Consider the following 12,934-nt stretch of genomic DNA (forward strand, 5'->3'; position numbering starts at 1 on the left):
CAATATCTCCTAAGCTTTGCTTGGCAAGGATGGCGCGATGTGCTCACTTGGTTGGGCAAGCGCCAGCCAAGCATCAAAGGTGGTAAAAAACACTTGCCCAGTTAACTCCTGACAAAAATGCGTGTGTTTTAATCGATCCATTACTGGGCCTTTTACCTCTGCCAGGTGCAGCGTGGCTCCAGCATCTTTCAACCGCGTGTTGATCGCTTCTAAACTTTCAAGCGCTGATGCGTCAATCAAGTTAACTGCCTGACATGTAAGCACTATGTGCTTTAACCATGGAGAGCGAGCAGCCAACGCCAATACGGTGTCTTCCAGGTAGCGGGCATTGGCAAAGTATAGGCTTTCATCAATGCGCAGTAGCGCTACGCACTTGTTAGTTTCGACCTGATGTCGCTTGACGTTACGGAAGTGCTCTGTGCCTGGCACACGACCGATGACAGCGCTATGGGGCTGGCTGGTGCGGTACAAATGAAGCCCCAGAGACAGCATTACACCGCTGGTAATACCGACTTCAACGCTGTGCAACAAAGTAAGCAACAGGGTAGCCAACATAGCCACACCGTCGCTGCGGGAGTATTGCCAGGTACGCTTAACGGCAGGTAAGTCAATCAGCGTGCCGACCGCCACAATGATAGTGGCCGCCAAGGTTGCTCTGGGCAAAAACGCCAGCAGGTCAGTTAGCAGTAACGTGGAAAGCATGATGCCAAATGCTGTGAACGCACCTGCCATCGGCGTTGCCGCGCCTGCTTCAAAATTGACGACCGAACGTGAAAAACCGCCAGATACTGGCGAGCCACCACTCACCCCTGCTCCTACATTAGCCATTCCCAAGGCAATCAACTCTTTGTTGGGATCGATACGCTGGCGCCGTTTAGCCGCCAGAGTTTGCGCGACTGACACCGATTCAACAAAGCCCACCAGGCTAATCAGAAGTGCTGCGGGTAGTAACCCAAACCAGAGTGATGAATTTAGGCTGGGAAGCGCAATGTCAGGCAAGCCGCTGGGCACAGCGCCCACCAGATCGACACCACGCTCTTTAACGTCTAATCCCCAGGCAAGCAACGTCGTGACAACCACCGCTGAGATGGGTGCAGCTTTCACGACAAGGCCAGCAGTGCTGGCAGACATGCCAATAGCTGTCAGCCATTTGTTTAATCGCTTGCGGCTCACCAGCAGAAAGCCCCATACACCCAAGCCGATCAACAGAGTCGTCATATTTACCTGATGCCACTGACCCAGTAGCGCCCCAAGCAGGTCGATAACGTTATGGCCTGATGCCTCAACACCTAAAATGTGCTTTAGCTGGCTTATAGCAATCAGAATACCCGACGCCGTGATGAACCCTGAAATCACTGGGTGGCTTAAGAAGTTGACCAAAAAGCCCAGCCGAAGAACGCCCATGGCAATTAAGATCAGTCCCGATAGTACGGCCAAAACTAGCGCAGCTCCGATATAATCTGGACTGCCAGGGCTAGCAAAACCACTTAACGCCGATGCGGTCATGAGCGCCGCCACGGCCACTGGCCCTACGGCTAAGCTAGCGCTAGTGCCAAAGATGGCGTACAGCACCAATGGAAGCATGCTGGCATAGAGCCCCATCTCGGCAGGAAGCCCAGCTAATAAGGCATAAGCCAGCGCCTGGGGCACCAGCATTAGTGTCACAATAACCGCTGCCAACACATCCCGAGAAAACAGCTCCCGGTTATAGCGACGTAGCCAACCAACCAGCGGCACCCAACGCTCAATAATCATGGGTCTTATCCGTTTGCCGATTCAAACTGATGGCGACGAGCATCGTCGCCCTATTAAGCGTTCTGATCTTCAAGCCCTTGTCGATGCTCTTCCAAATCAAAGCCTGCTGATTTTGCAGCATTAAACAGCTCAGCAAGGTCGCACTGTTCGCTGTGGCGCTTAGCGTAGGCCCATAGATGAGTCGCACGCTTTCCCGTTCGGCAGAATGCCAAAATAGGCCGCGGGAGCCGCTGCATTGCATCAGCAAAGGCGGCTACATCTGCTTGGCTGTAGTCACCGGGTGTGACGGGAATATGCACCCACTGAAGGCCAATATCCGCGGCTTTTTTACGGTAGGCATCTTCATCAGGAAACTCAGCGCTTTCTCCAGGTTTGCAGTTACAAATCACCGTTTTGAAGCCATTTGCTTTAACTTGCTCAAGCTCTTCTACCGTGAGCGCTGAGGTAATCTCGATATCCGTTTCTAAAGGCTGTGTTTGCATGATGTGGCTCCTTCGACAGTAGACAACTTAATCCCAGGCGGCGCCTTCCAAGGCATTCAGTGGGATCTTTAGATAGCGCTTACCGTTAGCTTCCGGCTCAGGCAGACGCCCGCCTCGCGTATTGACTTGCAGGGCGTGCAAAATCAGCTTGGGCATAGGTAGTTCGCTATCACGCTGGTGGCGTAGAGAGATGTAATCCGTTTCACTCATATTGACCAAGTGAGGGTTACTTCCAAGCTGCTCAGCGACGGTGCTTTCCCACTGCGGCTCGCGGTCATCGGGCATATAGTCATGGCCGGTGAATAGCCTGGTATCAGCGGGTAGCGCTAGAATCTGCTGGATGGAGTGCCATAGCACTCTTGCATCGCCACCGGGGAAATCTGCTCGTGCAGTGCCAAAGTCTGGCTGGAACAGGGTGTCGTGCACGAAGGCCGTATCACCAATCACGTAAGTAATTGATGCCAACGTATGGCCAGGCGAATAAAGCACGCGAGCATCCAGTTCACCAATCTTAAAAGTGTCGCCCTCGTTAAACAGTCTATCCCACTGACGGCCATCGGTCGGCATCTCTGGCCAGTGATAGATATCTTTCCATAGCGCCTGCACTTTGGTGACCTGTTGACCAATCGCCGTGGACGCGCCGGTTTGTTGCTTTAAATAATGAGCCGCAGAAAAGTGATCCGCGTGAGGGTGAGTATCGAGAATCCACACCACCGACAAGCCCTCTCTTTTGACGTAGGCCAGTAGCTCATCGGCGTGGTGTGTGGCCGTCGCGCCGGACTTTTCGTCATAATCCAACACAGGGTCGATAATTGCGCACTGCTTGGTGTCAGGGTCACTCACCACATACTGGATGCTAAAGGTACGCGGATCGAAGAAACCGGCCACATCCGGTGTGCCTACGCCGGTATGCTTTGAAAGTGCAAAAGTGTTCATTTCGTTTCCTCCTATAAGGTGAGCTGTTCAAACCTGGCGAGCGGCGACAATTAAAGTGTCTTTTTGCAGAAGTACCAGTCGGTGTAGTCATACCCTTTCGATTGGCGGGCCTCCGCATCTTCACAGGTGTGAGGTGGCGGCACGATGACAGGCTGCCCGGGTAGCCAGGCTTCCGGTGTTGCAACGCCATGTTCATCGCTGGTTTGTAATGATTTAACCAGCCGCAACACCTCTTCTACCGACCGACCGTTCGTCATGGGGTAGTACAGCATGGCCCGCAGAATACCTTCTGGATCAATCACAAAAGTCGCGCGTACCGCTGCTGTATCACTGGCACCTGGCTGAATCATGCCGTAGGCGTGCGCCACCTTCATATTGAGATCCGCAATAATCGGGAAGGTAATCTCAACACCGAAGTTATCTTTAATGCTGCGTGTCCAGGCGATATGCGAGTGGATGCTATCGATTGATAGGCCTAATAGCTCTGCATTGACCTCTTTGAACTGTTCCGTGTAGCTGGCAAACGCTGAAAACTCCGTGGTGCACACCGGGGTGAAGTCCGAAGGATGGGCAAATAACACCAGCCACTTTCCTTGATAGTCGCTGAGCGATTTTTCTCCATGGGTCGTTTTTGCGGTGAACGCTGGCGCCGGGCGGTTAATTTGCGGCATTACTGGCTGGAAGGTTTCGTTAGGCATGCTGAGCTCCTGAAGGGTGAAAGATTAACAGGAATAACGATAGCTCTTTTTGTTATAACTAGCAAATAGTGTGACGTAATAAGCCTGATAGGGAGGCCAATGGTCGGTACAACCTCACTCACTCGAAAGTAACTCGTCGTGTTTTTATGTGAAGCTTGGTGAGCATACACAAGGGTCTGATGAGCCCTTTTCTCTTTGCCCTTGCGGTACGGATCCAGAATGGAAGCTAGAACGGTGGAGCGACCCTGCACCGGAAAAAGTGCTTAACCCTCATTCCTCATAATCGGGTATGTCGTTCATACGGTTAGAGTGGACTGAGAACCTCTTGCACTTAAGAGCTTCGAGAAAATTTAAAAAATTAATAAATTACAACTACTTATTTCATCATAGCACCTTGACCGACACGTATTTTAGCTAAAATTTATGTACACCTTTCCCTCCTATTTATCTCTGACCAACCTTCAGATTAGATTTTTAAGGCGCTTATAGGACGAAGTAGGTATTGCGTCTTTCTATGCATTGGACATAATAGAATAACGTTATTCTTAAAAAATATAGAAAGGTTGCGCCATAGGAGACGTCATGCAGAAGCTACTGTTATTAAGCCGACGAGATTTGCTAAAGGTAGGGTCTGGAATGGGATTTGGTTGTTTGCTGCCAGCCGGCATGACATCTGCTAGCACGCTACACACTCAGGCCCATGTAGTGATACTTGGGGGTGGCGCGTCGGGTATTGCGATGGCTAGCCGACTCACCAGGCGGCTACGAGGAGGCAAAATCACGTTGGTAGAACCAAGAGAAACTCATCACTACCAACCCGGCTGGACAATGGTTGCTTCCGGCGTTTGGAACGCCGGCAAAACGATGCGTCCTAACGCAGACTTTATGCCGCGAGGTGTTAACTGGGTCCGTGAGATTGCAGTCAGCGTTGATGCAGACAACAAACGTATTGGTCTGGCTAGTGGTTCAACAATTGAATATGACTTCTTGATTGTTGCCACAGGCATTCAATTAAATTACGGCTTAATTGATGGCATGTCGCCAGAACTGATAGGTCAGCACGGGATTGGCAGCGTATACGCCAGCATTGAAGGCGCGTCTCGCACCAATCAAACCATCGAAAGTTGGCTAGCAAGCGGCCAAGGAAAGGGCATTTTTACAGCGGCACCCACCCCTGTGAAATGTGCAGGTGCGCCACTTAAAATGACGTTTACGACACTTAGTCGATTGGAAGAATCTGGCCGTAGGGAGCGTTTTGCCGTGGAATATATGGCTCCTGGCACCGATCTATTTTCCCAGCCATGGGTAGATGAGTTTGTTAAGCAGCGGTTTGATGAGCAGGGGGTCAAACGGCGTCATCATTACCGCTTATCTGCCATCGACCCGCAAGCCAAACAGGCTGAGTTTGCTTTTGTTGGACCTGAAAGCGAGTTCACTTCGCACCATGAACTACGTGAAGCTGAGTTCAAACGTGATAATCTGCCAACCGTAATCACAGACTATGATTTTATTCACGTGGTACCTCCCATGAGCGCTCACGATTTTATCAAAAACAGCGCTCTCATTGCTCAGGATGGCCCTTTCAGAGGCGAGTGGTTAGACGTCGATATCCATACCATGCAGCACAATCGCTATCCCGAAGTGTTTGGCATTGGTGATGTCATTGGTGCGCCCATCAACAAAACGGCTGCTAGTGTCAAGGCGCAAGCACCCGTTGTAGAAGAAAACCTGCTTTCCGTCATGCAGGGCAACCTCCCATCTGCACGCCACACTGGCTATACCTCATGCCCCATGATCACGGGGATCGGCAAAGCCATGTTGGTGGAGTTTGGATACGCGGACGACTTCGCCTTCATGCCGTCTTTCCCATTTATTGACCCTAAAGACGAATCTTGGGTTACCTGGGTCATGAAAGATCGTATGCTGCAGCCCGCTTACTACGCCGTTCTTGAAGGCCAAGCATAAAGGAGAATCTGCTATGACCATCAGTGGTATATTCACCATACTAATGTATGCGCTTGCACCCTTCACATGGCTACTGGTAGTGGGCTCCATTGTTGTCATTAGCCTACACCTGCTCGCTTACCTGCGTGGCTATCAGATAACTCAACACCGTAGTCGGTATGCCACGATGCTCGCCATACTTATCGGGTTATCAGCGCTCGCTTGGGTTCCTTGGCTCACTCATTCAACACTTGCCAATGTAGCAACTTTATTTGATTGGGTTGCATTAACCGCCGGTATTGTCGCTATCTTTTTCATTTCATTAGTGATCTTACATCCCTTGAGCTACTTAATCAGTCTTCTCCGTGAAGGTTGATTGCATTTGGAAAGGCCGTCAATTGGCAACCAATGAAGCATTTTTTGCTGGTTGACTGACTCGTTCAACTTTGCCGTATCGATGCCATAGTGTTCGCCAAAAGATCAACATTATTTGAATGTCTCGCTGGCCTGCCAAACCCCGAGTGACAGGCCTAAAACATGGCAAGATGGCCTATCCAAAATGACGCTGACAGCACCCTGCCCGCAGCAAATCATCGACAGCAAGCAAGAAAAACAGTACCTAATTCTTGGTTGTCCTCGTTTCCACGCGCAACGTTGTAAAAAAATACACGTCGATAGCACATAGATCATTGCTGGCAGGCACTAGCCACCCCTCTCGAACCATGATGCGACAATACGCCATCACTGATTTTACCAATCTCGCGTGCTTCCCCAAGCCTGTCTACTGTATAATTTAAAAAAGTAATAAGCATATTACCTAAATAAATATAAAACTATGTCTCAATAACATGGTATAGACGATCTGATCCGCCCCACTGATTCTGGACACCGCGTTAAGCGAGTACAATCCGCTTATGAGGTGATCCACGATGAGCAAACAAAAGCGCAACCGCTATTCCGATGAGTTCAAGGCCGAAGCGCTGAAACTCGCAGAAAGAACCAGCGTTGCCAGCGCCGCCCGAGAACTGGGTATCCATGAATCGCAGATCTATGGTTGGCGTTCGGCAGCGAAAAAGAAGGCCAACGTCTCCGAGCGCGAGTCTGAACTGGCTGCCGAGAACGCCCGGCTGAAGCGCCAAATGGCCGAGCGTGAAGAGGAGCTGGCCATATTAAAAAAGGCGGCGACCTACTTCGCCAAGAACCAAAAGTGAAGCGTTACAGCTTCATGCTTGAGCACAGTCACAGGTTTTCCGTGATCCGGATGGCGTCTGTGCTCGGGGTCTCGCGAAGTGGGTATTACACATGGCAGAAGACTCGGTTTCAGCCCAGCCAACTGGAGCAAGCCAGGGAAAGGCTTGATCCCAGAGCAAGCGGCGCAATGGCGCCCGACGCATCCAGGCCACGCTGGCGGCTGATGGCCACCCTTATGATGTCAAAACGATAGGGGCCAGTATGCGGCGCCTATCGTTGGTGCCGAAGGCCGCCCGCAAGTTCGTCGTCACCACAGACAGCGACCACAGCTTGCCTGTGGCGCCCAACTTACTGGGGCAAGACTTTGAGGCGACCGCCGCGAACAAGAAATGGGCCGGTGACATCACGTACTTGATGAGCTCTGAAGGCTGGTTTTATCTGGCCGTCATCATTGACCTGTACTCGCGCTCTGTCACCGGTTGGTCCATGAATACCAGGATGACCGCAGACCTGGTCTGCGATGCGTTGGAAATGGCATTGTGGCGACGCAATTTCCTCACAAGAGCGATCTGTCACAGCGACCAGGGAAGCCAGTACTGTTCCCGCGCCTACCGGGATCGGCTGCGAACGCATCAGTTGCGTCAAAGTATGAGCCGTAAAGGCAACTGCTGGGACAACGCTTGCGTGGAAAGCTTCTTCCATTCAATGAAAGTAGAAGCAATCCACTACGAGCCGATGATGAACCGGGAGTCGCTTTGCCAGCATGTGTTCGAATACACCTAATCTAGTGACGCATGACTTTTAGGTTTTGATGAATCCAAGTCACAAGCTGCGCTTCCGATGACGCTCCGACAAGACGTGCTATCTCTTTACCACCTTCGAACAGGATTAGCGTGGGAATACTGCGAATATTGTAAAGCGCGTTGGCCGCCGGTGCGGCGTCGCTATCCACTTTGACAAATCGAACCCCTGGCATCTGCCTAGCTGTAGCGGCGAAACTAGGTGCCATTGCCTTGCATGGGCCACACCAGGCTGCCCAGAAGTCTACTAGTACAGGTAATTCTGTACCTGAAATAAACTTATGTAGAGTGGTATCACTGAGGCTCACAGGCTCAGCATTCATCAACGCAGTCTTGCACCGTCCGCAAACAGGCGAATCGTGCAATCGTTCGGCTTGTATACGGTTAGTAGTTCCACATGAAGGGCAGACCAGCTGCATACCAGAATTCCTTATAGTTTCGAGTTACTTTGACACTCTATCTATTTGCCTTATGAGCGATAATACGCTTTTTAAATCATATCAAACTCAACTACTAAAAACTCTTCCTGAGAAAACTATATACCTTTTTACAGAGGATTCGGTGCAGAAAACCTTCCAGGTTTAGTCTGGCGTTAAACAAGAAAATGCAAACACGCAGGGCCATCGAACTAATACGGTCAATCTAATAGCCCTGCAAAATATCTGAGCACCACTGAATTAAGTTCTTATATTGTCCGTTACAGTCCATACGCCGGGAGAGTTCCATACCGCGTGGTTTATCAAGTCTCTTTCCACTAAACTATCTACCTTACCACTAATTTTAACATCGTGATCATGGACTTCCACTTTAATCGCATTAGCATCTTGGATAGCCTTTCGTTTAAGTGAGTTTTCAATATCAACTCTAACTGCCGCAGCAGAAAGGTTAGGCTTAATAACAATTTGATTACTCACACCAACCACACCTGCTAAGTAACGTATAGATGTTTCCGCTAAGCGACGTTGATAATCCCAAGGCACCATACCGGAAAGAGTCACCCAGCCGTTTTCAACCATTACTTTTAATGGGTCATTTGGAACGAATATATTCCACTCTAGTGTGTTTTTAACAGCACGAGCGATATCCGCATCTGTACGCTTTGCATTACCCGGTAGTTTTACATCAATTTCTATGGCAACACCCTTCACACCGCTGACACGCTGCGCTGCCGTTTCAGCATGCCATTTTTCTGCATAGCTATCGACATGGCCCGCCAAAGTTACAATGCCACCTTTAACTTCTACTCCAATATCTGAAGCACGAACGGATGGCTCCCATCCGAGCTCAGCAAGTACATCTTTTTGAATTTGAGCGTCTGATTTCAACATAGCAGTATTCCTTTTATTCGATAGATAAATTATTCGTCGCAACATGGTATTTCATTACCTATTTACGACACCCTGTCTAAGCGAAGATATCACTTCACATTTTACAAAGACGTATATTCAACTGACCTCTAACTTCCGCCTTAATGGTTGTTTAACTTTAGGCAATGTTATTGTTAGTATGCCGTCTTTAAATTTGGCGTCTGCATGTTGCGTATCTACCTCAACAGGCAAACCAATCGTTCTTGAAAAAGAACCTTGCCAAATTTCTGAATGATAATATTCATCCTTTTTCTCGTCTGCCTTACCAGAACGCTCACACTTCAACATCAAGGAATGTTCTGTGACTTCAATGACTAAATCCTTACGATCAACCCCTGGCATTTCAGCACGCACGATAATTTCTTTTTCACGATCAATAATGTCCACTTTTGGATTGTGCTGCCCAAAAAAACCAAGACGCTCTTTTACCGAATCATCTTTAAAAAAAGGTTTCATCCAGTTTCGCTCAAAAAAGCCTTCCATCATTCGATCAAACTCTTCCAATGGGCTTGAAAAGCGACTGGCAGGCATTTTACTTGCATCTGGAACAGACACATCAGACTTGGTAGATGATTTTGCCATTTCGATACTCCTTATTTATACGGGCCTGAGTCATAGTTAAAAACCACTTTCTATTTATAGTCCAGCCACTCTTCTTTTGAAGCATGACAAACATACCAAAAAAGCACTATCTTGAGACAAAATTGACATAGAGCAAAAAATATCGCTTTTTTATAATGATAAAAAACCACTTATTTTTCTTTAAATTTCACTAAGATAATATATTTTAAAAATTTTTTACCTAGACAACTTTATAAAAAAGGGGCATTAGCTACATACACAGCCAAAAATAACTATCATAATTATATTCATAACCATCTTACATATTGGTTGATTAATATTGGATGGCTATTTCGATTCTCACTCATCGGTTTTTAAGGATAATATGCATGTTTTTCAACGACAACCAGCACCAAAATATGGACAGACTGGTGCGTGCTTCACTGGCTGGAATGACATTGGGCATTTCTCCGGCATCAGTAATGTTAACTTACTTGGACTGGCTATCTAGCACGGCGCTTTCGCCCGGAACGCAATCTTTGTTACTGCAAAAAGCCATCAAGAAACAGCTCCGCTTGTTATCTTGGGCTAGCCATTCGGCCTTTGACCCAAATGCGAGCCCTTGTATTGACCCCTTACCTCAAGACCGACGTTTTCGCGATCCTAGCTGGCGCTACTATCCCTATAACTTGCTTTACCAAGGTTTTCTGCTGCAGCAGCAGTGGTGGTACAACGCCACTACCAACGTCAGTGGTCTCTCCCCTCATCACGAGCGGGCCGTAGAGTTTGGCGCTCGCCAATGGCTTGACGTGTTTTCACCCTCCAACTACTTAATGACTAATCCCGTTGTATTAAAAAACACCTTTTTCAGCGGAGGGACCAACTTGGTTCAGGGAATGCAACACTACTATGAAGATCTCCAGAATCATTATCTTGGCAAAAGGCCAGCCGGTACTGAAGAGTATATAGTCGGGCAGGATGTAGCGATCACACCAGGTAAAGTCGTGTATCGCAATCATCTGATCGAACTGATCCAGTACACGCCTACCACGGATAAGGTGCACGCTATTCCGACGCTGATCGTGCCAGCGTGGATCATGAAGTATTACATCCTCGACCTCTCACCTCACAACTCGCTAGTCAAGTACCTGGTTGATCATGGTCATACCGTGTTTATGATTTCCTGGCGTAATCCAACCGCCGAGGATCGTAATATCGGCATGGATGACTATCGCCAGCAAGGCATTTCAGAGAGTCTCGATATTATCCGGCACCTCATTCCCAATCAGAAGGTACATGGTGTCGGCTACTGTTTAGGCGGAACGCTGCTAGCCATTACTGCAGCGACGATGGCGCGTAATAACGATGATCGCTTAGCGTCGATGACACTATTTGCCGCACAGACCGATTTTCGAGAAGCTGGCGAACTAATGTTATTTATCGATGAGAAGCAACTCGCTTTCCTTGAAGATATGATGTGGTCTCAGGGCATTCTTGATACCAAACAAATGTCAGGAGCATTTCAGATTCTTCGTTCTAACGATTTGGTATGGTCTCGAATTGTAAATGAATATCTGCTGGGCACGAGAAATCCCATTAACGACTTAATGGCCTGGAATACTGACGCAACGCGCATGCCCTACCGCATGCATTCAGAATATTTACGCAACCTTTTTTTAAATAATGATTTAGCCGAAGGCCGATTTAGAGTAGATGACCGTCCGGTAGCGCTTAGCGATATACAGGTACCCATATTTTGCGTTGGAACAGAATGGGATCATGTTGCTCCGTGGCGATCTACTTATAGATTGAACCTGCTTTCAGATGCACCCGAAATTACTTTTCTACTTACCAGCGGTGGCCATAACGCAGGCATTATCAGCCCTCCCGGATACACTCACCGGCATTATCGTATGACGACGTCATATGAGAACGATATTTACATTGACCCCGACACTTGGTTACAGAGTACCGTTATTCACCCAGGTTCTTGGTGGAACGCTTGGCAAACTTGGTTAGCAGACAAATCAGGTCCTTTTAACAAAGCACCTAAGGTTGGGTCGACAACTTATATACCGATAGAAGATGCTCCTGGCAGTTATGTAAAGCAAAAATAAAAAAATTTATTTTTATCAATAGCCTTTAATTAAATTAAACATCAAGAACCTACTATCAGCAATTAAAGAAAAACACTAAGCATAAAAAACTGCATGCATCATCATTCACCTTATTAAAATTATTGACAAGGAAGGTAACGCAAGCATCAAAATAAATCAGCCATCTAGCAGAATTGCATACCACAAAAACTCAACCTTCTGTTTTATATGCTTTTATTTTAATAAATAATAATAGTTGCAGTTTATAGAAAAACACCTAATATTAATTATTGCATAATAATTTTAAAATCAACTCAAAAATGACTACCAAAAAATAATTTATCTTCAAATATTTAAAAGGAGGGCTTTAAAATGGACGCACTATCTCCTTCAAATAGAAAAAAAGAGAATGCATATTACCATTCCGGCACATCCATCATAGAAGATTTAAATAACTTAACTCAACCTTCATTTATCTTAAATAAAAGAAATATTTTAATACATCAAGGCCGTCCTTTTCAAGGTTTATACGTAGTCCATTGCGGCACATTAAAACAATTGGATTATAGGAAAAAGGGTGAAGAAACACTTACTCATTTTTTCCTACCCGGTGATATAATTGGACTGGATGCTATCGAAGATGGATTTTATAGCGGAAGTGTCACTGCTATTGAAACATCGGGCCTGCTACCTATACCTTTTAGCTGTATTGAGGAGTTACTCAACACTCACTCTCAACACATACGATTGTTGCGCTGCTTAAGTAAAGCTATTCGCTACGCTCACACCCGAATGTGGCAAATAGTAAACCAGCCATCAGATGCAAGGTTGGCCTTTTTTGTCATTGATATGTCATGTCACTTTCAAGCCCGGGGCTATTCGCCATACTGTTTCAGACTAGCGATGTCGAGGCGAGAAATTGCTGCTTATCTATGTATGGCGTTAGAGACGCTCAGCCGCCTCATCAGTCGATTTCAACAGCAAGGTATTCTGTCAGCACGCGGCCATGAATACTGCATATTAAATCCAGAAGGCTTAGCCGCGATTGCTGAACGACTCAAGTAAAACTAAAGCTGAATTATAGGTCATGCTACACACTGCTTA

11 protein-coding genes and 1 pseudogene are annotated in these 12,934 nt (G+C 47.4%); 5 read left to right on the plus strand and 7 right to left on the minus strand.

Going from position 1 to position 12,934, the window contains the following annotated elements; genetic code table 11:
* Positions 1-9: 9 nt before the first annotated feature.
* The 4 genes from CPH17_RS09780 to CPH17_RS09795 are packed head-to-tail and all read right to left on the minus strand — an operon-like array spanning position 10 to position 3,871.
* Positions 10-1,755, minus strand: coding sequence for a SulP family inorganic anion transporter (locus tag CPH17_RS09780; RefSeq protein WP_074397560.1), 1,746 nt, complete (start codon positions 1,753-1,755; stop codon positions 10-12).
* 53 nt (positions 1,756-1,808) lie between these two features.
* Positions 1,809-2,237, minus strand: coding sequence for a TIGR01244 family sulfur transferase (locus CPH17_RS09785; RefSeq protein ID WP_027337100.1), 429 nt, complete (start codon positions 2,235-2,237; stop codon positions 1,809-1,811).
* 27 nt (positions 2,238-2,264) lie between these two features.
* Positions 2,265-3,173 (minus strand): MBL fold metallo-hydrolase, encoded by a 909-nt coding sequence (locus tag CPH17_RS09790; RefSeq protein ID WP_074397561.1) that lies wholly within the window; start codon positions 3,171-3,173, stop codon positions 2,265-2,267.
* A 50-nt stretch (positions 3,174-3,223) separates the two neighbouring features.
* Positions 3,224-3,871 (minus strand): peroxiredoxin, encoded by a 648-nt coding sequence (locus tag CPH17_RS09795; RefSeq protein ID WP_096299313.1) that lies wholly within the window; start codon positions 3,869-3,871, stop codon positions 3,224-3,226.
* Positions 3,872-4,453: 582 nt separating this feature from the next.
* Between CPH17_RS09795 and CPH17_RS09800 the strand changes: the two genes are divergently transcribed.
* From CPH17_RS09800 to CPH17_RS20260, 3 genes and pseudogenes are all read left to right on the plus strand, one after another.
* On the plus strand, positions 4,454-5,836 hold the full coding sequence (locus CPH17_RS09800) for an NAD(P)/FAD-dependent oxidoreductase (RefSeq protein ID WP_074397562.1): 1,383 nt from the start codon (positions 4,454-4,456) through the stop codon (positions 5,834-5,836).
* Between the two features lie 13 nt (positions 5,837-5,849).
* Positions 5,850-6,191 (plus strand): DUF5368 family protein, encoded by a 342-nt coding sequence (locus CPH17_RS09805; RefSeq protein WP_074397563.1) that lies wholly within the window; start codon positions 5,850-5,852, stop codon positions 6,189-6,191.
* A gap of 553 nt (positions 6,192-6,744) precedes the next feature.
* A pseudogene (locus tag CPH17_RS20260) lies at positions 6,745-7,783 on the plus strand (transposase); the annotation flags it as partial.
* Positions 7,784-7,790: 7 nt separating this feature from the next.
* Here the strand turns inward: CPH17_RS20260 and trxC are convergent.
* From trxC to CPH17_RS09830, 3 genes are all read right to left on the minus strand, one after another.
* Entirely contained in the window at positions 7,791-8,225 is a 435-nt protein-coding gene (gene trxC / locus CPH17_RS09820) for a thioredoxin TrxC (protein WP_074397565.1), read from the minus strand.
* 258 nt (positions 8,226-8,483) lie between these two features.
* Positions 8,484-9,134, minus strand: a complete 651-nt coding sequence (locus CPH17_RS09825) for a BON domain-containing protein (RefSeq protein WP_082934279.1) — start codon at positions 9,132-9,134, stop codon at positions 8,484-8,486.
* 117 nt (positions 9,135-9,251) lie between these two features.
* On the minus strand, positions 9,252-9,755 hold the full coding sequence (locus tag CPH17_RS09830) for an Hsp20/alpha crystallin family protein (RefSeq protein WP_074397566.1): 504 nt from the start codon (positions 9,753-9,755) through the stop codon (positions 9,252-9,254).
* 368 nt (positions 9,756-10,123) lie between these two features.
* Between CPH17_RS09830 and CPH17_RS09835 the strand changes: the two genes are divergently transcribed.
* On the plus strand, positions 10,124-11,851 hold the full coding sequence (locus tag CPH17_RS09835; protein WP_074397567.1) for a PHA/PHB synthase family protein: 1,728 nt from the start codon (positions 10,124-10,126) through the stop codon (positions 11,849-11,851).
* Positions 11,852-12,202: 351 nt separating this feature from the next.
* Complete coding sequence (locus CPH17_RS09840) at positions 12,203-12,895, plus strand: helix-turn-helix domain-containing protein (protein ID WP_074397568.1); 693 nt, start codon at positions 12,203-12,205, stop codon at positions 12,893-12,895.
* Positions 12,896-12,934 lie beyond the last annotated feature (39 nt).

The sequence above is a fragment of the Halomonas sp. hl-4 genome, assembly GCF_900215475.1.
GTDB lineage: Bacteria > Pseudomonadota > Gammaproteobacteria > Pseudomonadales > Halomonadaceae > Vreelandella.